The organism is Legionella shakespearei DSM 23087 (assembly GCF_000373765.1).
Lineage (GTDB): Bacteria > Pseudomonadota > Gammaproteobacteria > Legionellales > Legionellaceae > Legionella > Legionella shakespearei.
Window position 1 is genome coordinate 48,852 of the sequence record NZ_KB892384.1, and the last position, 25,023, is coordinate 73,874.

Sequence of the window (25,023 nt, forward strand, 5' to 3'; positions counted from 1 at the left end):
GTGCTTTTCATCTTACCTAAGCAATCCTTTGCTGTCACCCATGAATTTTAAATTAGAGGTGTAATAGGTAAGAGAGACAATCGAACAGAGCCAGGTGTGTTTGACTTTTGGAAGATACTCAAGTCGCTTACAGAATAACTGCCACCGTTACTTCGCTCAGACCTGTTTTCTGTGCAATCAACTGACGGCAATCCAGAAAAAAGTTGTTGCTTTTCAGGTTCAGAGTTTTCGTTTAACAAGTTTTTGTGACACGCCACAAAGAGCTGCCATTTAACCAGGTCGTCTTTAGGAACAGTGCCTTTAAATTCATCGTTTAATGTCTTAAGCAACTGGTACATGACTTTTTGTCTGATTACCAAAAATTCAGGTGTATCCGGATATTTTTCTATAGCATTTTTTGCAAGAACAATTGCATCCGTTTTTCTGCCCATATTTTTAAGGCAGAGCACACTGTTTGAATGCAAAACCAACTCTTCAAGTGGATATTTGCCTGCGAGCAGAGGATTTTGATAGTTAGATAAAGCCTGTTCATAAGCTTCCAAAGCTTGAGCGTATTTTTTCTTTTGAAACAATGCGCCTCCCAATCCTTTCCATGTAACCGTTGCTTCCAAAAACATTTCTTCAGAACGTTGTCGTTCTGTGACAAATGAGGCAGGTAATCCGTTCAGAGCTACAAGCAGAGCGTCCTGAATCTCAGATAACTCAGCCGCTAAAGTATCAGTAGATGATTTAACAAACGATACTTTTCCTGAATAATCATGTAATTTTGTCAACCGTTCTTCGGCGTTTAAATATCCAAGACGTGCTTTAATTTCGATAAGACTGGTATTAAATTGTTCTCGTTCAGTACTTTCCAAGGTTCCGGTAAGCGCTGCACTGTATTCGCGTTCTGCTTTTTGCAGCTTATCACGGAAATAAATGGAACGTTTATTATAATGCTGGATGATGGCTTGTCTGTGTTTATCAAGTTGGCCGGTTATAGCCCTTTGATATTCTTTTTCGTCAAAATAGGCAATAGAACGGTCGACAATGATCATTTCTTCAATCATTTGATCAACACGCCTTAACCCGTCTTTAACACCATGAGCCAATACATAGTTCGGTTCAATTTGCGCATCACCACTGGCTACGACCAGAGGAAAACCATCTCCTTGATAGCCCACTTGCTGTACCTCCATGGGATCGACTTTAAAGCTGTTAAAGCGCGGTTTGCGATATGATTTTTTAGTTGGCGGCAACTGTTCAAAAGTGATGTCTGTGCTGTTGGTCGTTGCATTAATAACGGCTTGTACCCATGCCTCCTGCTGTTCTTGCGGTAAATTATCCGGACATTCCATATAAAGACATACCTTGCCCTTGGTAAAATTCATGCCATAACAATTCGGTAAGCCAAACTGATTCCATCCAAAGGAGCGTAACTTTTCTATTGTTCGAGCGTATTCAAGTGAAGAAGGCTCAGGAGTATGGAGTGCATTGAATAATGCATACAAAGAGGTAATACCACTAGAAGGTTCATTAAGGTGCGAGATGTTGATGCGTCTCAAATGCGCTTCACTCATTTTAACAAAAGCCAGAAAATGATTTTTTACTTCTACTTTTTTGCTAATGGGTTTTACAGTAAAGGGCGCAGGTGTAACCGCTTCATTTACCTCATTAATAACGACACGCTGGTTACCAGAGCAATCAAATACATGAGAACATGCAACTGTTTCTTCACGGCCTTCTGCATCGGCAACGACAACACCAGGATGAGCCGCATCATCACTAAAGCGAACAAAGCGCTTCCTTTCTATGTTTATTGCTGATTCTATGACTTGTGAGTGAAGGATATTCTCTACATCTTTTATGTGCCCGGTTTTGTCTGATGGCCATTTTTTCTGTTGCAACTCATCGTTAAGCTTCTCGAAAATATCACCATTGATATGGCCCGGACGCGCATATTCACCTGCCCGTGGTTCGTAAACAACAATATTCTCTTTTGCCACTCCTGCTTTTCTTAATTTATAAGCAAGATACAAACCTACAGGACCACCACCAATAATTACTATTTTACTCATCGTTAACACCAGGAATACAGAATGGATAATTTTTGCTTATTCTAACTAAAGATTATTAAGAAAATATTAATAACAATACAAAGACGATGATGTGTCAAAAGTAGCCCGGCCTGCTTGCCGATCCACGTCGTCCTGAGCGCGTCTTTTGGCGCGAAGGATCTCCCGAAAGCGGCATGGTGCCAGTATTTGGAGATCCTTCGCGCCAAAAGACGCGCTCAGGACGACGTGGATCGGGGATACGACTAACACCTAATACGGGCTAAAATGCCACTAAACTCTGGCAAGGTCTGTAGCCCGGTCTGCTTGCAGCCGGGATGGAAGTGGCACTTAGCGAATGACCGTATATTACGGGACAACAAGTTCATTCACACATTGACCTTTCTTCACAAGAAAGGTAATCTGGCGCCGGCAACCAACTTCAGGAAGAAAAATAATGAATCAGCAAAAGGGATTTTCCCTTATTGAAGTGCTGGCGTCTTTAATGCTGGCGACTACTTTGGCTCTGGCCTTAACCCAACAGCAATGGCACACCCGCCTTTTAATCAAACAATTACTAGCCCGCACTAAGGCTTCAGCCTTTCTCGACCAGATTAATGAATCCCTTTATCTCGGTTCAGCTCAACTCCCCGCAGCACCTTTCCCCTGTCATCTTGACATCAAAGAGGCCAATCATGCCTACACAATACGTCTGGACTGGTTTAATCGTTCCGAATCAATAACGCGTCAATACCATCCTCTCAGTGAGTTATCATGAATCGGCAAAAGGGTATGGGTTTACTGGAATTACTGATAGGCCTTTTTTTAGCAAGCATTATTCTGACTGTTTTAATGCAGTTTTATTTAAACAACAAACGGCAATACACCGAGTCTCAGTCTGCCCTGGAAACCTGGTTTGATGTGCAATGGGTTTCTGGCCTGCTTGGCGACAGCATTCGCAAAGCAGGATTTACCCCCTGTCTGGGAATAAATCAATTAAGCACAAAAGGGTTAAGAGGGGAGAGCCTGCAAGCCATTCGCAGTCAACCGCAATCCTTACAAATAAGCAGGATGAGCGAGCTGTTTGCACCGATAAAAGCTTTTCAAAGCAGCACAGAGCTATTAGTACCTGATGAAGGCTCTTTTAAAGAGCGCCATTTGTTATTAATTGCAGATTGTGAACACGCTGAAGTACATCAGATTTTAAGCGTTGAACAAATGGCAGGGAGAACCCTCATCACTTTAGATAAACCCTTACAGTTTACCTATGATTCGCCTGCTTATGCAGGAGAGTGGCTTGAGGAACAATGGTTTATTAAAACAAATGAGCAAGGGATTAAGGCTTTGTACTATAAATTGGTTCATAGCGAAGAGCTAAGCCCTTTAATCCATTCATTACACACCCGAATACAGTCAGAACAGGGTAAGCAATTGGTCGAGGCAGTATTAGGCTGGGATGAGGATAAAGAGCATCACTTAACAGTGATGGTACGTGGATCATGAGCAAACACTGTGGAGGCTTTGTTTTTTTAATGACATTGTCGATCATTTCTATTATCACTTTATTGCTGATGACCAGCATGCAACAGGTATTACTTTATCACAAAGCAATAAACCGCCAGGAAAAGGAACATCAGAGTTTTTATCAGTTGGAAGCGATTGCACTGCAATTGGCAAGAAAACAGGATTTATTGCTTAGCGCTTGTGTAAGAAACAAAGATGGGCCCAATGGCGTCATTGACGCTTTGGTTCACAATGAAGGATGTTTATTAACGGCAGGGCAAATCCGTTACAGATATTATATAGAAGACTTAGGCGCTTTTCCCTGCCTTGTTTCACAGCATGGGGATATGAAGCAGGCAACACACCATCTAAGAATTACCCTGCTGCAAATGGCGGAGGAAGCTCATGATCCTCTTGCCGTACTTCAGATACGCTATCTCAAACCTGAGCCGTCAGCGGTGTGTCCGGGGAGAGAACATCGGGTTGCGGAAGGGATAAGCAGTTGGCGTTACTTTCCAGATTTCTTGAGTATGAAGGTCTAAGGTTGTATTGTAATGGATATGATGAACCAAAAGGACTCATGGGTGAGTTTATTCAATGTTTCCGCAATCAAGTCGTTTAAATACTGGCCACAGGTCACTGTCGTGCTTTTATTTGCATTGGGTTATGGGGCTTATCGTTATTTTGCCTATTATGATACGCGCTCCACTGATGCTTATGTATCAGCTAATGTCATCAATATGGCCGCCATTGTTTCAGGACCTGTGACCAAATTATACGTCAGGGAAAACCAGCAGGTAAAAAAGGGCGAAAAACTTATTGAGATCGATCCCCGTCCTTATGATTATGCCCTGCAACAAGCCAAGGCAAAATTGAATATTGCCAAATTGAATTATGAAAATGACAAGTTAACTATCATCAAAGCCGAACAACGCCTGAAACAAAATCAGATTCAGTTAAGCCTTAGTCAGGATCATTATGCCCGGTATCAGAAATTACAATCTCAGGGGGATATGGCCAAAATTACTCTTATTAATCTGGCTGACAAAATGAAAGAGCAGGAAGCTGCCATTGCGGAAGCAGAGCAAGAGTTAAAAATCGCCCAGACCAATCTCGACGATAATGAAATCCTCGCCGCACAAGCGGAGCTGGATCAGGCTAATTATCTGATGAATCATACCACTCTTGTTGCCCCAGAGGATGGTTACATTACCAATTTTAATTTGCGGGTAGGGCAATACATTAAAACCGGTGAGGGCTTGTTTGCCTTAATTGAAACCAACCGTTGGTGGGTGGTTACGCGTTACCGTGAAACAGCCATCCGGCTTATCAAGCCCGGAGATAAAGCAAAAATTATGATTGATATGTATCCTGGCAAAGTCTTTCATGGCCATGTAAAAAGCATTGGCTGGGGAATTAACCGGGTACAGAGCGGCAGTGTCGCACCTTCAACCCTGGAATATATGGAAGCCACCGAAGATTGGATACGTATAGCGCAGCGTTTTCCGGTGCGTATTTATATCGATGATTTGACTGATGAATTTCCTATGCGCATAGGTGCCAGCGCCACAACCATTACTTACAGGTGAGCGGGTGTTTTATTTCTGGCCTCACAGTGTAGAAAACAGGGCAGCTTTAAGGACGGCGATTGCAGCCCTTGTTGCTGTGCTCATTTCGTTTAAATTTCATCTGCAAACCCCTTATTGGTCAGGTATGTCGGTAGTGATTGTGTCAAATTTATACACTGGCAGTATTATCGATAAGGCTATGATGCGCATCATAGGCACTATAGCGGGCGCTTTTCTGGGCTTTTATGTTGCAGGTATTGTCGCCAACAGTTTTTTACTCTATCTATCGTCCTGTTTTTTAATAATCGCAGTCAGTGTCTATTATTATAATTACAGCAAATACGGTTATGCTTATTTATTAGGTGCGTTGTGTGCCTTTATTGTCATTTCCCAATTAGCCCTTAATCCGCAAAATGCTCTGATGGTTGCGATTTGGCGACCGGTAGAAATCGGTATTGGGGTTTTGGTTTCTGCCATTAGCGCTTATGCGGTTTTTCCCAACCATCTTAAAGACAATATTCTGGTACAGGTTCATGATATTTTTGCTGATTTTATTGTCGAATTTAAACAGTTTCATGAAGAGCTAAGTAAAGGCGTCGAGATTTTTAACACGCTGTCGCAAAGTAATTTAAAGATTAAAAAGAAAATCCGTAAAGCGGTAGAATTAATCGATGCGTTGAATCATGAATTTGGCGTGAGTCAGGCCAGAATAGATGAATTACGCGCCTTTCTTGATTCATTTTATGCCTTATGTCGGCAATTGCAGTATTTGATGATTACTAATCCCTGGCAAGATGAAATAGATGCCTTAAAAACCTTGCCGCTTGACCTTGTTTTTGCTGCCATAGATCATGATTTCAAAGCCCTGCAAAGTGCTTTTGCCAAGGGGACTATAGAGCCTTTCGTCTTAAAAACGGAAGAGGCCATAGCGGATTTGGAACAGCAATTTAAACAGAAAAGAGCTGACTATTCTGCCAAAAGTGATTTTATTTATTCCTTTATTCATTGTTTACAGCAAATCAATCAGAATTTTATCCTGATGTATTCCCTGTTAACCAAAGCCCCAGTGCAAAAGACCAGGAAATTTAAATTATTAAATAAACAGCAACGCCTGAAGTCAGATTACGATTTGATTAAACAGAGTATTAAATCAGGTTTGGCGGTTATATTGGCATTGGGTTTTTGGATGGTCAGCAATTGGCCTGGGGGCTTGAACGGTATTATCAGTAGCCTTGTGATATCCATTCGCAAAAACCTGTTTGAAATGACCAACATCAGTATTCATCGCGTGTTGGGTTGTATGCTGGGGGGCGGGATAGCCTTACTTTCGCTCATCGTATTTGAAATGAATTTGTATGATTTTATCTGTGTGCTGTTCTTTTCTGTTTGGGGCTTTTCCTATTTTATGTTCAAGTTTACCAAATACTCATATATTGGTTTACAGGCTAATATTGCCTTGATCATTACTTTGGCTCAGGAAGGCGGCCCACCAGTCCTTTTGGATCCTCCCTTACAGCGTTTGGCCGGTATCATGATTGGTATTATTGCAAGCTTTATAGTAGCCAATGTCATCTGGCGTTCTGATGTGATGACTATATTGAACCGTTATTTGAATAAACTGTATAAGTACATGACTTTTAATTTAAATCAGGTATTACTGGCTCCCGGGGACAGTGTTTCCGCCGTCCCGCGGCTTGACCGCGGGATCCAGAGATCTCACTCCGAACTTAAATCACTGGATTCCGCGGTCAAGCCGCGGGACGGTGGAGTATCGCAGGCCGAGGTGCCTGGTGAAGGAAAATCCTTGCATGATTTGGCCAATTTATTCTGGCTTTCCCGCGGGCTGATTGAGTCTTTAAGTGCTGAATCATTAAGCGCAAAAAAGCAGGAGCGATTAAAAAATCTGACACAACGCTTTGAATCTTTAGTCGTGACTCAGGCAACCATCAGCCACATCCTGGTAACCATCAATCAGGAAAAGGCCAAAGCTACGGCACAACGCATGGGCTATGATTTATCTTCATATGAAAACAATCTGGTTCATTGTTTCCAGCAACATGATGTGTCAGGCGGTTTGGCTTTAGCTGAACAGCTCAAAGGGATTTTAGCTGAAATTGAAAGCAATCCTGCCTTTGCTCATGAAAGTGATGAAGATTTAAGAAACATGCTGGCATACGTGAATGCACTGCACCAGCTTGCTTTGAGAGTTGAATAGCAAGACCGAGCCTGCAATACCACCAGAACTACGTCGTTCTGAGCGTAAAAAGACGCGCTCAGGACGAAGTGGATCAGGTTAAGTGCAGGACAACGTATCAATTGCCATTCCGATGGTCGCTCCCCGGATTTCTCTGGGTAAATAATTCTCTTGAAATGAGTGGATTTATTCCTTGATGATAACCTTTGAATAAACACTTGAAAAAAATAAAAATATTATTGGTATTTAATTTTTTTTCAAGTCAAAATAAGCCTTGTTTGCTAATTTTTAGTTGCAATTTACTCCATCACGTGTAAAAATTGACCTCCTATGAAGACAAAATTAATCGCACTTACATTAGCCTTGGCATTTCTTGCTATAGGTATTTCTGGTTGGTGGTTTTGGCCATCAAAAGGTCCTCAACCCACGTTTCGACAGGTTGCTTTTAAGCATTTGCCAGGTTGGGAAACAGCAGAACTGAGAAAGTCATTACGTACCTTCCAAACGTCTTGCCGCGCCTTCATCAAGCAAGATCCTGAGCGGGTAGTTGGAACGGAACAAATTGATTTACAGGCGAAAGATTGGCAACCAGCCTGTCATGCTGCTTTAAAAGTCCATCCCGTAAACCAACACACCGCGAAACAGTTTTTCCAGGAGTGGTTTACTCCCGTTGAATTTTACGATAAAAAACCAGTAAAAGGATTATTCACTGGCTACTACATGCCCTTATTAAAGGGAAGCTATAAAAAAACTGCTGAGTTCAACGTGCCTCTTTATGAAGTGCCTGACGATTTAGTCACCATTGATTTGGGATTATTCGTTCCGCATTTAAAAAACCGAAAACTGGTAGGGCGCATTGCTGCCAAAAAAGTAGTGCCTTATTACACCCGTGAGCAAATCAATAAAGGCGCTATAAAAAACAATGCCAAAGTATTGTTGTGGATTCACAGCCCAATTGACCGATTGTTTCTGGAAATTCAGGGATCAGGCATAGTCGAAATGGAAGATGGGAAAAGGCTTTTTGTAGGTTATGACGGCCAAAATGGTGCCCCTTACACTGCAATTGCAGGTGTATTAATCAAAAAGGGCATTATGACCAAGCACAATGCCTCCATGCAGGCAATAAAACGCTATCTGGAAGCTCATCCCAAAGAAATGGATAAAGTCATTAATCAAAATAAATCCTTTGTCTTTTTCCGCAAATTATCCATGGAAGCCGCTTTAGGTTCTCAGGGTGTTGCATTGACCCCAGGCTATTCAATGGCCATTGACAAAGAATGGATTCCCATGGGCGCGCCGCTTTGGTTGAGCACCACAAGACCTGATAGCAAAAACCCCGATACCAACAAGCCTATGCAACGTCTGATGATCGCTCAGGATACTGGCGGGGCCATTCGCGGTAAGGTCAGAGGCGACGTGTTCTGGGGCGGTGGCGACAAGGCAACTTTAATTGCTGGCCACATGAAAAACGAAGGGCATTATTGGCTTCTTTTACCCAGCCATGCCATTCCACGATTGGAAACGAAAGCTTGATAGTAATAGGTCAGGGGGGGATCTCCCTGGTAGGGGGCACTGCCATTAAGTTAAGGAGCTCCGCCGTCCCGCGGACAAGCCGCGGGACGGCGGAGTAGCGTTTAACTTAATGGCAGTGAACTCAATCCGACACTCGTCATTCTTGTTGATAATATTTATCAAACAGTTTGTTTCTGAATTTATATTCAGGATCCATTTTATTTTTGATTTCAAAAAACTCAGGTGCCTTGGGATAGGCTTTTAAAAACTGTTGAGGTGTGGCTATAATCTGGTAAGGTAAATAATAGGTTCCGCCTTCTTCTAAAGCGGCGTCAATTAGTCTGGAAGTCCATGTTCTGACATAGGCTTCATCCAGTGCAGTAACTCCCTGTTTGTAATAAATAACAAAGGAAAAGACCTCAGTTCTGGACCATGACAACCAGGATTCATGATCCGGTAACGCATGACGGATAGAAATATTTAATACTTTGACATTATAACTTTTAAGAATGGCAATCATTTTTTCCGCAAAACGATCAAAATGATCAATGGGTATGAAATACTCTTGCAGCACATAAGTTGATTTTTGCCGTGATTTTGGCTCAATGCTGTTTACATCATAACTGGCCTCATAATTTCGCCATTCAACGATTGAACCTTTATTTTTATAGGGATCATATATATATTGCCTGAAATATTTACCCGAGGATTTTTCAGAGATCCAGCTTAAGAGGAACTCTTGGTAGGCAGAAGGGCGATTCTGAGGAGCTAATCTATCTTTTACGGTTACTGCCTTATTTGTTTTAAACCAGGTAATTGCATTTACATACTCGAAATCAGGGGGATATAAATCCGCATTATGAAATACTGTATTTTGTGCCCCGCGGATATTGTTTAGAAAATAGTCTTTATAATCAGTTCTTTTTATTGTTTCAGCTATTTTTTCCACAGGAGTATTATCACTGAGGAACAAAGTAGCTTCTATGATTACGCCAATCCCGCCGTATCCCCCGATAGCACTAAAAAATATATCAGGGTTTTCATCCCTGCTTGCGAGTACCCATAGGGTAGTTGCCGCTAGTCCATAAGCGAGATAGTTTCCATGATTTAAAAACGTATTGGCTTTGTCCTGAGCTTCTCGTTCACGATTAAATTTACCATATTGAGTTCGGTTTGCTGCATATTTGTATAACTGCTTTGTTAATTCAGCTTCGGCTTGCAGAAGATGGTATACTTCTTTTGCAGCCTTGATTTTTGTTTCGCAGTTTGATAACTCTCGCTCCAGATCATTATAATTAAAACCTTCGGCAGCAAGGTCGCGGCTTTTTTTCCAATGGGTTTTCAGATATTCAATACGGGAAATTTGAAATTGTTTTGCGGCAAATAAGCGTTTTTGATCATCGAACCAGAATTTCATCCATCCTTGCATGTATTCTGTTGGACGGTATTCACTTTGAGGCGTGAACCATTCAATTTCATTTGCCATGAGTAGTGGGGTTCCACCACCTCCTGAGAAGCCAACCAAGACACCAGCTTGAGCTAACATACGCATTGCTGCTTGAGTAATGGATGTTCCATTTCCAAGGAGTAGACAGGTTGTGTTGGCAATTGGAATGTTCCAATATTGGTTTTCGTCTTTGGCTTCAGTAAGATATAAAACTCGCCCATCTTTTTGCATGACGCGACATTTTTCCAGGTAATAGATATTAGCGCGTTTCGAATGTAGAATTGCTTTTAAATCTGTGAGTATTTCCATTTACTTCACCTGATTAGTAGCCCGCATTAGCGTTAGCGTAATGCGGGAAATATGGGTTGATTAGCACTGCGATCCCGTATTACGCTCCGCTAATACGGGCTACCTCTGGGGAGCCATCATGACTGTGGTGCTGTGGCTTTTTTGTTCTCTGATACAGCAGGAGTTGTAACAGCTGCTGATGAGGTGTCGTTGATGGGGGTGGCGGTGTTGCCTTTTAAGGCTTCTTCCAGGGTAATAAATTTATAGCCATTGCTCTTGTACATTTCAATAATATCGCCAAGGCATAGGCTGTTGAGCAAATTAGCGTGGATTAACAGAATTTGTTTCCCCGGTTGGTTGCCTGCTTTTTTTGCCCTTTCCTCAGCCCTTAGGGTTTGTTTCCATATATAAGCCAGGTATCTTTTCTTAAATTGAGGAAGATTTGCTGGTCTTTTGCTGTAAGGGATTCTATAAAACTGGGCATTAAACTCATAATCCTTCGAGTCTACAGTAACAGGAGCAATAGTGTATTGATGTTCAGCAAGCCACTCATGAACCTTTTGTTTCTTCTCGCCAGTTCCTTCAGCAAGATAAGGATAACGGAAGTATTTGGGTTGCGTCATTACAGGGGTTAATTTGGCATCAGCCTTTTCTATATCGGCAATGTATTTCTCTGCACTCATACCATTCAAACTGTGATGGGTGTAGGTGTGATTGCCCAAAGTGAAGCCTTGATTGCGGAAGGTTTCCAAAAATTCCCATTCATTTTTGGCAATCGCGCCGCCAATAGCGAATCCAGTAGCCGGAACCTGATTTTCGACCAGAGTATTCACGATGGCCATGAAACGATCCTGAGTTCTTTTTAAATTCGCTGGAGTGCTGGTGCCTGAACCTACGAAAGGTAAATCATCGATGGTAATTGCGATTTCACGCTCTTCAGCAAAGCATTGAGTATTTAATAAACAGAATAAAGCAGCTACACCAAACCAGCGTATAATCATGTTGCCTCCCCACCCGGAATGTGAATATCCGTTGTTATTTTAATTTCTATATCTAACTATAGCTTATATTTTTAATTTGCACGCTTTTATGAAAAATAAGCGTGTTTATTTCGCTGACATTAAGTAAAATGCCTGTCAAATCTGAAGGTTATCAGGTTGTTTTGTTGTACTATTTTATTTAAAAAGGAGTCAGGGATGGGGCAGGAAGTGCATGAGATCAATACGGAAAAGAGGGAAGAGCCAGGTCTGCTTGGCCAGGATGTTTATGAGAGTGCTACAAAATTTAATACGCGATTAGCAGGCATGGGTTCTGCTTCTCTTTATGTCTTGGGTAAAGTGGGTGGGCAGGTGACTGATAGCCATGTCGTCACTGCCGTAGGTGGTATGGTGGTGGGGGCCTTAGGCTTTTTTGGAAACCGCTATTTCAGATGCAGGGGAGATGATTCCGCCTACTCTTATATGGGAACCATTGTAGGAGGGGTGCAATTTGCGGCAGGTTTTTCCCTTCTTGCGTTAGAAGCATTTAATGCTTATTACAATACAGGAGAAGCCAGCTCATTAATGAATGTTTTAACTGTGGCTGAAACCGCTTGTGCTGTAACTGAGAGTACCCTGGTGCTTATGAATGCTTATTTGTATAGTGATGGCCCGCCTAAAGCGGCACCTGCCGCCAGACCAAAGATGGATTGATACAGTCTGCCAGTATAACTGTTCCGCTTCCTTACGGTCGCGGCTCGGTTTTCGTGCGTTCGTATTGACTTCATCGTGCACCGGAAACCGAGCCGCGACCGTCAGGAAGCGGAACAGTTATACTGGCAGGGACAGCGAGTGTACGGCTACGCCTAATACGGGCTACGGTTTTTTATATATTTAAATCAATCGATTATTCCTTACATCCGGGAAAAAGAGACCATCTTGCTTCTCTGATTTGACTTAAGCTCATCTTGCAGTTTCATCAACCATTCACGATTCGTAATCGCATTTTGTTGCGTTTGTGGATCCATAGTTCCATCAAAAGTCATCACATGAGCTAAATGTTCTGAACGATGACATTCCTGATAAAAAATTTCGCCGGCCTCTGGATGGTTGTTAATTCCATTAAGCACTGTACGTAAATTAGGATGCGCGCCTATGCAAGCTCCCAGTCGTTTCAGGCAGGCTTTGTCTTTCCAATCGTACCAGGACAAATCCAGCACTTTCAGGCTTTTATTGTTTTCCAGATAATTGAGGCAATCCTCATATTCGCTGGCTAAAGTAAAGCGGACTCCTGAATACGATAAATAAGACAACTGCTGTCCATTTGCTTGTGCCTGATTTAAGGCTTTGAACAATTGGTTCAGCCTGCTTTCCTGACCGGGCGCGCCTGTAAATTTATCACTGCATTTACGCAGGAACAGTTTTTCCAGCGAGCTGTTTTTGGCTAATGCCGTACATAACTTCGCAAAATCCTGATCGCTTATTCCCGCCGGAGCAGGCAAACCAAGAAAGGCGAGGTTCAATTCTTTGATTTGGTTGTCTTCCAGTTTTTGCAAAATAGCAGACAAATCAAAAGGAATGTATTTTCGATACAGAGCCAGCAGATTACCGCCTTTATCCTGATTTTTGGCATCATCCGCCGTGTAGTACCAGCCTTCGATGAACAGGTTGTTCGCATTGGGGCCAATCCAGCGTTTAAACAAGGTAGTTACTTCCATTGCGGTCAGCTTATCCAAATCCAGCCCCAGTTCTTTAATCATAAGGACTGGATCAATCGATTGATATTGAGCGGGAATTGGAGTTTTATATTTTTTAGCTAAAGAAAGATTCAATCCAACACCTAAACGGATGCTCAGCGAAAGCAGTTTTAATTCCGTTTCGAGATTTTTGAAGGCACCATGAGTTAATGCACTGTTAAAAATGTCATAACAGTACCCCAGTTGCTTTTCTGCCAAAGCCAGATCTTCAAGAGCTTCTGTGGTCTGACGCAAACGTGTTTTTGCCGAGGCTCTTTCCAAAAGGAAAATTAATCCTTCAATAGGAGCTGCCTGAGTGTAATCTGCCTTATGCAAGTAGTTCAGAGCCAGCAGGGAATCTTCCTTTTTCGTTTTGACCGGATCTCCCTGCGCATCAAAATCATCATAATCCTGACAATTGGAAAATTGGCGGCCTGATTTGTTGTAGGCAATCCCCATTTCCAGATGCAACACTTGCTTTAAAGCGCTTAGATGTTGGGCAATTTCTTTATTGCGTTTGTGCTTTTCTATAAATGCAAAACATTCGCGTAACTGATTGATGGCTAAATCAGGTATCACCTGTGCTCTGGCCAAATGAATGTTTGCCAATAATTGTAAATAAGTATGAAGGGGACTTTTATCTGATATCCTTTCTGCGTTTTGAATAAACGCGGTAAGATGCAGTTGTGCCTCTTCATAATTACCGGAAATCACATACAACCCGCCAAGAACGACCTGAGCACTTAACTTTTGATAAGCGGTCAGACCATTGAGTTCCACATAGGAGCGCAGTGCCTTAATAGCCATATGGTAGTCACCAAGATAGTAAGCTTGATGTGCCAGTTGCAGTTGTTGTTCTGCGGGAATATCCAGCGGGGTGAAATTGGTATCCAGGGGCTTGATATCAATACCTCTGGCGAGTAATTCCTGCTTTGTCAGAAACTGGACATTATTTTGCTGTGCTATTTCAATGAGTTTATCCATTTGATGGTAATTAAAATCACCGGGTTCTGGCTTGAGTATAGCGAGGCAACGATTTTTGTCCTTGGCATTCATTGGCATGAAAATTTGCGTGCCGCCGCCATCACACCAGACCTTTCTTCCTGTTTGTGACCAAAAATCCATTACGGCACTGGCTTTGGATACCGCAACCGGGCTAGGTAGTTCATCAATCACCACCAATTGGGCATGAACCCTGTCCATCAATTTGGTGGCATCGTTGGGATCGCTGATTTGATCGGCTATGCCTAGCTCGCTGGGTTTAAAGTGAATTTCATTGGTTGCATACTCGCCAAGCCATCCTTTGGGGCGCAGGTATTTGAACAGCAAACTACCAACTGGAATGCGCATGAAATGAACCGGATTCCAGGTTTCTGCTGCATTCACATGGCTGGGAATAATATTTTTCGGCATGCGAGAAGTGGGATCTTTGGCGAATTCTTCATAAATCTGACCTAAAGCAATAGAGGCAATACCTTCAAGGCCTAAAGCTCTGGGATTAACCATTAAATTGGCATAGAGCATGTCCTGGAGAAAGTTAATCTTTTTCATTTGAATGGATTCACCTTGTCTGGTGAAATAATTGTTAGGGCGATATAAGCTATTTTTTGAAGGATTGATATTAAAAAGGTTTCCAGCATCAAATTGTTGCATCATCAGTTTAATAAACTGCATGAAGGTGGTGGTAAGTATCCTGCTGGTGTCTTTTAGAGTCGTTTTAAACGTGGTGAGCAGTGAATCCATGCTTTCCAGAGCGGGTTGATAAAAAGAGTGTTCTTGTCCTTCTTCATCTAATCCTCTGATTAATTTGGCTTTTGGATTACGGCGGGCTTCTGCGGCCATTCTTTTTAATTCGGGTGCAGTAATTAAAATGATTCGATCATTTTCTGAAAACTCAAGAAGGGTGTGTGCCAGTGCCACCAAATGTGCTGCGTTTTCTTCCTGGTTCAGTTGTTGCAGAAGTGCTGCAATTTGAGTGCTCAATGGAGGTTGTACTGTATTTAACAGTTCCTCTGCATGATTTCTGATTAAAGCATAATCTTCTGTACTGTAGGGTTGGTCTTTGGGGTGTTCATAGCAAATGCTTACTGCGGCAGCATAGGCTTTGGCTACTTTTTGTAAATAGTTATTGGAATCAATGAGTAATTGCTGTTGTTCTTCCTGTGAGCCATATACAGGAACAATGATATTTGCATGGAAGGAAATACTGCGTTTCTCTTTATTGATGAACGCGTTTAAATTAGCGGCTACTTCTGCCACGGTCCTTCCGGGGCCAGCATGCAGCTCGGCAAGGGCTAATTGCATCTGATCTTTACAGGCAGCATACAAGGGGTAACCCAGTTCTTCATGTAATTCACGTAAGGCGCCATCCATTAAGGTTACATCCTGATCTTCAATCAGGCCAGTAGCAGAAACCAGTACTCCCCGGGCATTGTCGCCTTTACGCTGGCTGTGTGCGCCTGCAAAAAGCAAAGTCCCATCGTCTTGCAACAGGCATGGGGTGATGCCGGCATTGCAGCGTATCTTTGTATTCAGTAGTTCTTGCAGTTTCAGGGGATCCAGAGTGGGTTGGCTTTGTTGCAGAATATGCAGCAACTCATCATCTGTCAGTTCAGGGTGATTGAGAATATGAGCTTTGATGAACTGGCCGTATGTCTGGTTTAGAAAATCTTTAGAAAAAAATGAATCAAAGGGTAGGGTAAACATGGTTCTACGTCCTTAACAAGGTTGGTGTGTTTATGTGGAGGTCGGGTTAGGATTGGCCCGTGTGGGGTTGTAGCCCGGCAGCTTAAAGCTGACTTTTCTACACCCTTTACCATTCCCCGAGCCACGTCGTCCTGAGCGCGTCTTTTTGCGCGAAGGATCTCCTGAAAGGGGCATGGTGCCAGCATTTGGAGATCCTTCGCGCAAAAAGACGCGCTCAGGACGACGTGGATCGGGGATACGGCTAACACCTGATACGAGCTAAAATGCCACTAAACTCTGGCAGGGTCTGTAGCCCGGTCTGCTTGCAGCCGGGATGGTGCCACTTTGATCCCGGCTGCAAGCAGACCGGGCTACAACCGTGCGGAGCTAGCCCAACCTGCGATCTACGATTACAGTTTTGCAGCTGCACTTAACTCTTCAACTGGTGCGTTCAGGCTTCTTGCAATCTCACAGGGTTTGGAGATGAAAGGAGTAAAGAATGCCATGTAAGAGCTGATTCGGCTGGCGTCAAAGCTTAAGTTGGGATGAAGATTGCTGTAGACAGAGTTGATTTGCGCCTCAACTTGAGCTGTCACTTTTTTATCATCCAATTGAGCTAACCAATTTTTAGCACTTGCAATTTCTGATTCAACCTCATCTGTTACGTGTGCTTGTAAGGTTCTGACAATGGCCTTAAAGATGTCTTTATTTCGCGCTTTGATAAACTCAGGAGTAGCTCTGTCTTTGCTCAATATCTTTTGCAAAGGTTCATAGTCTTCAACACCGCGTGGTTTAAATACCGAATCATCGAATAATCTGCTTAATAAGGTCTCTTTATCACCCGCTTTAAGTGTATTTTCCCAACCCAAAGCCACTTCAGTAGAGCGTGGAATTTTAAAATCGTTTTGTCTTGGCAGACGTGGGCCGGTTAAATCAATATTTACCAGTTCCCAATGATTTTCTTTTTCAACAAGAACCATATTGTCCATGCCTAAGTCAGCACTTTCACCCATTAAATGACGGAATAAAATTCCAGCACACAGACCTTTGATTGGCTTGTTCTGGAGTTTTTCTTCTAATCGTTGCACACCTCTGGCAATCCATGCGTCATTGTCTTCACCTGGCTTTTGATCCATTGCAAAAGAGTCTACCAGGAATTTTTGCAGGCTTATTGCATTAGGTACAAGGCTTGAAATCTGATATAACCCCATCTGATTGTGAGTGACTAATAAATGATGGTCTGCAAGAGTAATACCTGGAACTACAGAGTTCATGTAGATATTATTTAATTGTTGTCCGAATGCACACATCTGATCAGTGAATGCACAATAGGCAAACATGTCACGTAAATCGGGTTTACTTTGAAACAATTTTTCAGCAAGAGCATATACTTCATTCGTCGTAAGCGTTTGCTGTTCTGGAGTTTTATCTTTAGATTGTGCTCTGTCTGTGCGAGCCTGCATTATGTTGTCGAGTAGTCTGGTGCCTTCATCAGAGTTTAAAAATTCAGAAAAACCGTCAGTAATGTCCTTTTTTAATTTGCTTTCTTTAGTTTTTTTCGCGGTTTCACGAGCAATTTTATCTTCTGGAGACTCGTTTTTTGGTGCTTGAGGTTCTGTCAAACGCAAGTAGTTACCCACAACATAACCTAATAAAGTAGACCATTTTGTGCTGGATTTCAGAGTATCTTCTGTTGCTTTAGCGATGGTTTCAGCAACTTTACGTCTCTTGGCAGGAGGCAGACTGGAGAAATTCTCAAGATCATGTTTCAGTTCTTCAGAAGAATTTAAAGCAATTTGGAAGTCGCTGTACACTTTAAGGTATTGTTCCAAAGCCTGCATTAATAAAGAAAAATTAATACCTACTTTAGCAATTGCTTCCTGACCACGAAATGCAAACACATGACCAACATCTGTGCCGCCTGGCTTTTCTCTGAGATAAGGTAATTCTGTCTGGGTATTTCTGTCACCCATGTTCGCATCGGTTGCGATGACAAAACCGGTGAAAGGATTTGCTTCGGTTGGTTGGAATATACTACGTTCTATTCTATCTTGCATTGTTACGACTCCGTTAAAAAAGAGTCGTTATTTTCCTCTAAGTGTTCAAATTTTGTAATTCGCTGATCTACCTGGGTAGATCTACCTATTGCAATTATGGCACATGTTATTGTTGATCAAGAAAACCGAGCCGCGACCGTGAGAGAATGTGGTAATAATCACCTACGTCCTGCGGCTTGTCCGCAGGATCCAGAAAATTCAGCGTAAATATGAAAGATATCAAATCTTTGTGCTCATTAGTAGATCGAACTGGATGCCGCGGACAAGCCGCGGCACGTAGAAAATATGGGCAAATTGTATTATACAACTTTCTCTTACGGTCGCGGCTCGGTTTTCATTAGATAATTTCCTGGACGCGAAATTAAAAGTGCCTTTTTTTAAAATGATAGGGTACAATGCCAAGCGCGTAGAAATAACGCTATAAAATCAAAAAAAATGCAGCATCAGATCTATTACCTGCCAGATTGATACAAGGCAACGAATAGTAATGGACTTATTTAACAATGATTGACATGAGGTAAATGATGAGATCAAAGATAGAGAAAGACGACGATAATACAAATTACAGCTTTTTATTAAAATGTATGGCTGCTATGGGGGCTGCCGCAATCGCTGGAGGAATCCTGACTGCCCTTGCGATCACTGCATCTACAGCTACTACAGCCACAGGTTTAGCTGCTGGAACTGCTCTTGCCTTTTCACCCATTATTCCAATAATTGCCATAGCGGCTATCATTGGGGCAGTGTGTCTCTTACCCTTATTGTTTATTGGCAGCAGTACTACCTATGTATCCAGCAGCACTCCCAGTTATTGGGGCGGTTCTTACGGTTATACACCTGCTTTATTTGCACCAAGCCCTGTATATTATCCAAGAACAACAACCAGCACGACACATCATCACCCAAGCAGTGGTGGAGGCTGGGGTGGCACTGTCCATACTCATCCAGGCAGCGGTTCTAACACCCATGTACATAGCGGTGGTTTGTTTGGGGGCAGTTCCAACACTCATGGACATAGTAGTAGCGTCTTTAGTGGTGGCCCTGGTCATAGTGGCGGTACTGTACACGGCCATCGATAGTCGTAATGCTATTGTATTCTACAACAGGCACTGCCATTAAGTTAAGGAATTCCGCCGTCCCGCGGCTTGTCCGCGGGATCCAGGAATCTCTCTCCGAACTTAGATCTCTGGATACCGCGGACAAGCCGCGGGACGGCGGAGTAGCGCTTAACTTAATGGCAATGTTTACAACAGGGTGGGAAACCGCCCTGCTGTAGATTTATTAAGGATTTAATGCCTGGCTGTAATTTGATTGAACTGGAATATGATTTAGACTCACTTTATCCTGCCACAAGGAAACCGCATCAAATAATTGCTCCACTTCCCCCTTTTCAGCCCAAAAACTCTGGAATACCAGGGGATATTGTGTCAGTAGATCTTCTCTTGAGATTATTTTCTTATCTTTTAATGAATCCAGTAACCGGGTTAATAAATCCATTTTTTGTTGATCCTTTTCATCAAGATGGCTTTTATTTACATTAAGTCTGATAATTTTATTATTAATAGCCTGTTCCAGATAAGTCTTGCCTTCATCAGGATTCATTCGCCTTACTTGTGTTCCATAATCCGTATGGCTAAACAAGCGAGTATAATGCTCTGGCTTGCCGGACAAATTAACCTCTGCCCCATCAACCAACTCCGAAACATGCTCGTCTACTGGTTGTTCTGTAAGCTCTGGTTTTCCCAAATGCAAGAAGTCTTTTATAGCCTGCTTCCAATTATAGGGAGTTAACTGCCATATCATGGCTGCTACTGTAAAGGCAACTGCAGCAATGGCGCATGCTGTACCAAGAACGGGGGCTGCTGGTGTGAGGATGACAAAGACAATGGCACCCACAATACTGGTCAATAACCCCAAAACAAATAAATTGCTTAAAGCAGCTTGTATATGGTGCATGCGTTGGACCGGATCAAATCGCGATTCATAAGCACGGTACAGATTCAATCCCAGCATAACGATCTGATGCAATCCAGCAAGAGATACCCCCGTCAGGAAAAACCAGGATCCTGCCGCAAAAGTAACTCCCATAGCCGTTGCAATGACCGCTCCATATAGGGAAACACTGGAGCATATGGCACTCACCACAGAAACGATCAAGGCAAATGATTTATCAAAGTTTTTATTATTGGCCGTAGCGAGTTGATATCCATTAATCGCGGCTAAAATCGTAAGTAAAATTGCTATGAAAGGAAACATAATATAGTACAGTGGTGAACCACTAAACATCGCAAACAAACGCGCATCAGTCATCACACCAAATAAACCAATATCCTGGATTTCTTTTAAATACACTACTGCTTTTTGGAACGTCCTTATAGCCATAATACACCTTTAAAAATTAAGACCCATCTTTGATAAAACATTCATCCTTCAGAAGCACGTCGTCCTGAGCGCGTCTTTTGGCGCGAAGGATCTCCTCAAAGCGGCATGGTGCCACTTCGATCCCGGCTGCAAGCATACCCGGGCTACACACCCTGCCAGCTTTCAGGAGATCCTTCGCGCCAAAAGACGCGCTCAGGACGTGCCTTGGTGTGTAGCCTGTACAGCATCGTTCTACTGGCGTAGATGAGGGAATAAAATCACATCACGGATGGATTGTGAATTGGTAAAGAGCATCACCAGACGGTCAATTCCTATTCCTTCACCTGCAGTGGGCGGTAAGCCATATTCCAAAGCCTCTACATAATCACTGTCAAAATGCATGGCTTCCAAATCACCGGCATCTTTTTCTTCTACTTGTTTACGGAAACGCTCTGCCTGATCTTCAGCATCATTTAACTCGGAAAATCCGTTAGCAATTTCGCGCCCGGCGATGAAGAATTCAAAGCGATCGGTGACTTCAGGATTTTCGTCACTGCGGCGTGCCAAAGGAGATATTTCAGTCGGGTAAGCAGTAACAAAAGTAGGTTGAAATAATTGATGCTCCACCGTTTCTTCAAAAGCGATCATTTGTAATTTACCCAAACCATCAGTTGCTTTATAGGGTAAACCCAGAACATCAAGAAACGTTCTGCAACTGTCCACTGATTCGAGTTGTTCGGCTTTAATGTCCGGATGATATTTCAAGATGGCTTCTTTAACGGTCATACGAGCAAAAGGTTTATTAAAATCAATAATATGACCTTGATAATCCACCTGACGATTGCCTAATACTGTATCACAGAGGTGGTGAAGTAATTGCTCGGTAAAGGTCATTAAATCTTTATAATCAGCATAAGCCTGATAAAACTCTATCATGGTAAATTCAGGATTATGACGTGTTGAAATCCCTTCATTACGGAAATTACGGTTAATTTCATAAACCCGCTCAAAGCCCCCAACTACCAGTCGTTTTAAATAAAGTTCAGGTGCTATACGCAAATACATAGTCATATCAAGACTGTTGTGGTGCGTTATAAAAGGTCGCGCTACAGCGCCACCGGGAATAGGATGCATCATCGGCGTTTCTACTTCGAGATACTGGTTTTGATCCATAAATTGTCTGAATGACTGAATCAGGCGTGAACGAATTAAAAAGGTTTTTCTGCTGTCTTCATTAGCGATTAAGTCAACATAGCGTTTACGGTATTTTACTTCCTGATCAGCCAGGCCATGAAATTTATCCGGCAAAGGGCGTAATGATTTGGTCAGTAGTTCAACCTGTTCCGCATTAACCGTCAACTCGCCAGTGTTGGTTAAAAACAGCTCCCCTTTAACACCCACTATATCGCCTAAATCCCAATGCTTGAATTGCTCGTAAACTTCTGGAAGATCATTGGCTCTTATATAAATCTGGATACGGCCGGAAACGTCCTGGATGTGGAAGAAACTGGCTTTGCCCATAATACGACGAAGGACAATTCTACCTGCTACTGCAACCTTAACCTGCTTCTGGGCCAAAGTTTCTTTATCAAATCCGGCATATTCTTTATTCAAATCCTCAGCCAAATCCTGACGGCGAAACTGATTAGGAAAATTAAAGCCATCAGTACGTAAATCAGCTAATTTTTGCTTACGGATAAGATAAACTTCACTTTCATCTATATGATCTTCTATATGTTCTTCTGTCATGCTGTGCCTACTCCTGCTTTTAGACTGGCTTCAATAAACTGATCGAGTGCACCATCTAATACCGCCTGGGTATTACTGGTCTCAACACCGGTACGTAAATCTTTAACTCGTGATTGATCCAATACATAGGAACGAATTTGCGATCCCCAGCCTATGTCTGATTTGCTGGCTTCCAGAGCCTGCTGTTCTGCATTTTTCTTTTGCATTTCCAATTCATAAAGTTTGGCACGCAATTGTTTAAATGCCTGATCTTTGTTTTTGTGCTGGCTGCGGTCATTCTGGCATTGAACCACGATACCACTTGGGGCGTGAGTTATTCGTACTGCTGAGTCAGTACGGTTAACGTGCTGGCCGCCCGCACCGGAAGCACGATACGTATCAATACGCAAATCGGCCGGGTTAATTTCAATATCGATGTCATCATCGATCTCAGGCGAAACAAATACTGCAGCAAAGGAAGTATGTCTTCTGTTGCCTGAATCAAAAGGTGATTTTCGTACCAGACGATGAACTCCTGTTTCTGTGCGTAACCAGCCAAACGCATATTCGCCGCTAAAATGGATGGTCGCACTTTTAATTCCGGCAACTTCACCTGGAGAACATTCGATTAACTCGGTCGTAAAGCCATGCTGTTCGCCCCAACGTAAAAACATACGGAGTATCATTTCAGCCCAATCTTGCGCTTCTGTTCCACCAGAACCGGATTGAATATCGAGATAGGCATTGGAATTATCCATTTTTCCGGAAAACATCCGCCTGAACTCAAGACCTGCAACCTCTTGCTCAATGTTTTTTAATTCTTCCCCAATGTCATTTATTGCCTGTTCATCGTCCTCTTCACGGGCAAGTTCAAATAACTCGGTTAAATCAATAACAGATTGTCCCAGTTTACTTAAGGAAAGCACTACTGCTTCCAATTGGGTCCGTTCACGCCCTAATGCCTGGGCTTGTTCGGGATTATTCCATATGGTTGAAGACTCTAATTCGCGGACAACTTCTTCCAGCCGCTCACTTTTACCTTCAAAGTCAAAGATACCCCCGAAGTGATTCGATACGCTTATCGAGATCAGCAAGGCTCAGATTAATGTGATTCACTTCTAACATAAGTGTCTCTATAAAAAATAAAGAGGTAATTTTACAGGTAAAGTTGCTTTGTAGCTATACCCTTGGGTATTTATCAGTCCACGTCGTAGATCGGAGGGATCCAGGAGTTCGGGGCAGAAACACTGTCCCTGCCAGTATAACTGTTCCGCTTCCTGACGGTCGCGGCTCGGTTTCCGTGCGTTCGTATTGACTTCATTGTGCACCGGAAACCGAGCCGCGACCGTGAGGAAGCGGAACTTTTGTTGCGGCACAAAGCATGATTTAGCATTGTGTAGGGCATAGACTAAGAGGTGATCTAGAGGCTGCTGCCTGCAACCGGGCTACGTTTACAGACAAAACTTACTTGGACTATTGAAACACGAATGAGCGTAGGTCATTTTGATCATAGGTGAAAATATCTTAGGCTCTTTGTCCATCAGGAAAATGCGTTCCGGCTCCAGATATACATAATTGGAAGCATGTAACACCCGGTTGTATGTCGCTTCTGAACTCGGGTAAAACCATTTGGCAAAGAAAGGTAAGACCACTCTGCTATCCAGGCTGTAAAACTGATTTTTGATATCAGCCATTAACTCCTGCTTCATCTGGTAGTCCGTTTTAAAATAATGATTGCTGGTCTGGGTTTTAAAGACTAATAAATTAGGATCTTTTTCGCTTTCTTTTACACCTGCGGAAACCCTCAGTGAGATGACCAGCTCTCTGGCACTTTCAATAACGAAGGGAGTGCCATACAGATCCGTACCATTCATTACTTCGAGCCACTCTTTTACTTCATCCACAGCACTGTCTGTCAATGGATCAAAATAAGTGGAAATGCTGAAACGTTCTGCTTTTTCAGTTTCCGGATTAAAGCCACAGTAAACGTAGCTGTTATAGGTAGTCTTTCCAGAATCAATGACAAAACCTAAATAGTCGTAATTAATCGTATTAAAGACATCATCACAGGAAAGATTTGCTTCATTGACGGTACCGGAAATCCGGATGATTTGGGTGGGAAAATCTATGGTTCTTTTCCCTTGGCCCAAGCGCTCAAAGGCTTCATCAGAGCTGACATAATGCTTGATGATGGCACCAGGCTTCCTGATGATGTTGGGGATATTTTGTTTTGCTTCCTGGGCATAAGCAGGTAAGACAATGAAAAGTATTAATAATTTTTTCAAAAAGTGCATATTAAATCCGTTTAATATCTGGGATCTGCACTATAGCAAATTAAAAAAATACGAACAAGTTCATTTACTTAAGTTGCTTTCATTGCGGAGCGATAAGCTTGCAGATTCATGAGTAATTCAGCTTCCGCATTGGATAAATGACAGCTGTTAATAATCTCTTCCTGATTGCCGCCCATCTCCAGAATTCTCAAAGCGTGTTGATAGCCGCCATCGTTATCTCTTTTATTTTCAAGATTCTGCAATTGATTATCCATACTGATCAATTGGCTGTTAATTTCTTTCAATTGTCTGGAAAATAATAAATCGGCATTCACCAGAGTCGGATGATCGCGGGTTATTTCTTCAATCAATTTTGCCAGCACGGCGGATTGTTCTTCCAAGGCCAGAATTTGCTTGCGTTGATTCAGCAAAAAGTTACCTATGAATAAAAAAATTATAACGTTAAGACTTAAAACCAGATTAATCATTTCTTTTCCTTCTTATTATTCTTTAATCCTGATGTTTATCACGTCATCCTGAGTGACTGCACGCTACTCCGCCGTCCCGCGGCTTGTCCGCGGGATCCAGGGATCTAAGCTCAGAGTGAGATCTCTGGATCCCGCGGACAAGCCGCGGGACGGCGGAATTAACTTAATGGCAG

The 25,023-nt window shown here is 42.6% G+C and carries 18 protein-coding genes; 8 read left to right on the forward strand and 10 right to left on the reverse strand.

From position 1 onward, the window contains the following. Positions 1 to 47 precede the first annotated feature (47 nt). Positions 48 to 2,057, reverse strand: coding sequence for a hypothetical protein (locus tag B094_RS0102810; protein WP_018576275.1), 2,010 nt, complete (start codon positions 2,055 to 2,057; stop codon positions 48 to 50). Positions 2,058 to 2,490: 433 nt separating this feature from the next. On the opposite strand from B094_RS0102810, the gene B094_RS0102815 reads away from it, so the two are divergent. The 6 genes from B094_RS0102815 to mltA all read left to right on the forward strand — a co-directional run bounded on the left by B094_RS0102815 (position 2,491) and on the right by mltA (position 8,831). After that, positions 2,491 to 2,811: a prepilin-type N-terminal cleavage/methylation domain-containing protein gene (locus B094_RS0102815; protein WP_018576276.1), complete on the forward strand. Its 321-nt coding sequence runs from the start codon at positions 2,491 to 2,493 to the stop codon at positions 2,809 to 2,811. Further along, positions 2,808 to 3,536 carry a prepilin-type N-terminal cleavage/methylation domain-containing protein gene (locus B094_RS0102820; RefSeq protein WP_018576277.1) on the forward strand — a complete coding sequence of 243 codons (729 nt, stop codon included), beginning with the start codon at positions 2,808 to 2,810 and terminating at the stop codon, positions 3,534 to 3,536. Before B094_RS0102815 ends, B094_RS0102820 begins: the two co-directional genes overlap by 4 nt. Next, positions 3,533 to 4,078 (forward strand): hypothetical protein, encoded by a 546-nt coding sequence (locus tag B094_RS0102825; protein ID WP_018576278.1) that lies wholly within the window; start codon positions 3,533 to 3,535, stop codon positions 4,076 to 4,078. The genes B094_RS0102820 and B094_RS0102825 overlap by 4 nt, the downstream gene beginning before the upstream one ends. A gap of 12 nt (positions 4,079 to 4,090) precedes the next feature. Continuing rightward, complete coding sequence (locus B094_RS0102830; protein ID WP_018576279.1) at positions 4,091 to 5,125, forward strand: HlyD family secretion protein; 1,035 nt, start codon at positions 4,091 to 4,093, stop codon at positions 5,123 to 5,125. 4 nt (positions 5,126 to 5,129) lie between these two features. Continuing rightward, a complete protein-coding gene (locus B094_RS0102835) occupies positions 5,130 to 7,319 on the forward strand; it encodes an FUSC family protein (RefSeq protein ID WP_018576280.1) in 2,190 nt (729 codons plus the stop codon). A gap of 309 nt (positions 7,320 to 7,628) precedes the next feature. Beyond that, entirely contained in the window at positions 7,629 to 8,831 is a 1,203-nt protein-coding gene (gene mltA, locus B094_RS0102840; protein WP_018576281.1) for a murein transglycosylase A, read from the forward strand. Positions 8,832 to 8,967: 136 nt separating this feature from the next. On the opposite strand, the gene cas1f is transcribed toward mltA, so the two are convergent. After that, on the reverse strand, positions 8,968 to 10,566 hold the full coding sequence (cas1f, locus tag B094_RS17535) for a type I-F CRISPR-associated endonuclease Cas1f (RefSeq protein WP_018576282.1): 1,599 nt from the start codon (positions 10,564 to 10,566) through the stop codon (positions 8,968 to 8,970). Between the two features lie 116 nt (positions 10,567 to 10,682). Beyond that, positions 10,683 to 11,546, reverse strand: coding sequence for a polysaccharide deacetylase family protein (locus B094_RS0102850; RefSeq protein ID WP_018576283.1), 864 nt, complete (start codon positions 11,544 to 11,546; stop codon positions 10,683 to 10,685). Positions 11,547 to 11,741: 195 nt separating this feature from the next. Here B094_RS0102850 and B094_RS0102855 point away from each other — a divergent pair, with 195 nt between their 5' ends. Beyond that, positions 11,742 to 12,236 carry a hypothetical protein gene (locus B094_RS0102855; RefSeq protein ID WP_018576284.1) on the forward strand — a complete coding sequence of 165 codons (495 nt, stop codon included), beginning with the start codon at positions 11,742 to 11,744 and terminating at the stop codon, positions 12,234 to 12,236. Positions 12,237 to 12,436: 200 nt separating this feature from the next. Here the strand turns inward: B094_RS0102855 and B094_RS0102860 are convergent, their stop codons facing one another. After that, the gene (locus tag B094_RS0102860) at positions 12,437 to 15,964 is read right to left on the reverse strand and encodes a hypothetical protein (RefSeq protein WP_018576285.1); all 3,528 of its coding nucleotides are present in this window, start codon (positions 15,962 to 15,964) and stop codon (positions 12,437 to 12,439) included. 389 nt (positions 15,965 to 16,353) lie between these two features. Continuing rightward, positions 16,354 to 18,000, reverse strand: a complete 1,647-nt coding sequence (locus tag B094_RS0102865) for a hypothetical protein (protein ID WP_018576286.1) — start codon at positions 17,998 to 18,000, stop codon at positions 16,354 to 16,356. A gap of 521 nt (positions 18,001 to 18,521) precedes the next feature. On the opposite strand from B094_RS0102865, the gene B094_RS15575 reads away from it, so the two are divergent. Next, positions 18,522 to 19,079 carry a hypothetical protein gene (locus B094_RS15575; protein ID WP_155823515.1) on the forward strand — a complete coding sequence of 186 codons (558 nt, stop codon included), beginning with the start codon at positions 18,522 to 18,524 and terminating at the stop codon, positions 19,077 to 19,079. A gap of 202 nt (positions 19,080 to 19,281) precedes the next feature. On the opposite strand, the gene B094_RS0102875 is transcribed toward B094_RS15575, so the two are convergent. The 5 genes from B094_RS0102875 to B094_RS0102900 form a co-directional block, all read right to left on the reverse strand. Beyond that, the gene (locus B094_RS0102875) at positions 19,282 to 20,382 is read right to left on the reverse strand and encodes a hypothetical protein (RefSeq protein ID WP_018576288.1); all 1,101 of its coding nucleotides are present in this window, start codon (positions 20,380 to 20,382) and stop codon (positions 19,282 to 19,284) included. A 231-nt stretch (positions 20,383 to 20,613) separates the two neighbouring features. Then, positions 20,614 to 22,110 (reverse strand): lysine--tRNA ligase, encoded by a 1,497-nt coding sequence (gene lysS, locus B094_RS0102885; RefSeq protein ID WP_018576290.1) that lies wholly within the window; start codon positions 22,108 to 22,110, stop codon positions 20,614 to 20,616. After that, a protein-coding gene (prfB, locus tag B094_RS15580) for a peptide chain release factor 2 (protein WP_155823517.1) occupies positions 22,107 to 23,214 on the reverse strand; the annotation gives its coding sequence in 2 pieces (ribosomal slippage) (positions 22,107 to 23,138 and positions 23,140 to 23,214; 1,107 coding nt in all). The genes lysS and prfB overlap by 4 nt, the downstream gene beginning before the upstream one ends. A gap of 326 nt (positions 23,215 to 23,540) precedes the next feature. After that, positions 23,541 to 24,383, reverse strand: a complete 843-nt coding sequence (locus B094_RS15585) for an Lpg0189 family type II secretion system effector (protein WP_018576292.1) — start codon at positions 24,381 to 24,383, stop codon at positions 23,541 to 23,543. Between the two features lie 68 nt (positions 24,384 to 24,451). Next, entirely contained in the window at positions 24,452 to 24,850 is a 399-nt protein-coding gene (locus tag B094_RS0102900; RefSeq protein ID WP_018576293.1) for a DUF2802 domain-containing protein, read from the reverse strand. Positions 24,851 to 25,023: the final 173 nt, after the last annotated feature.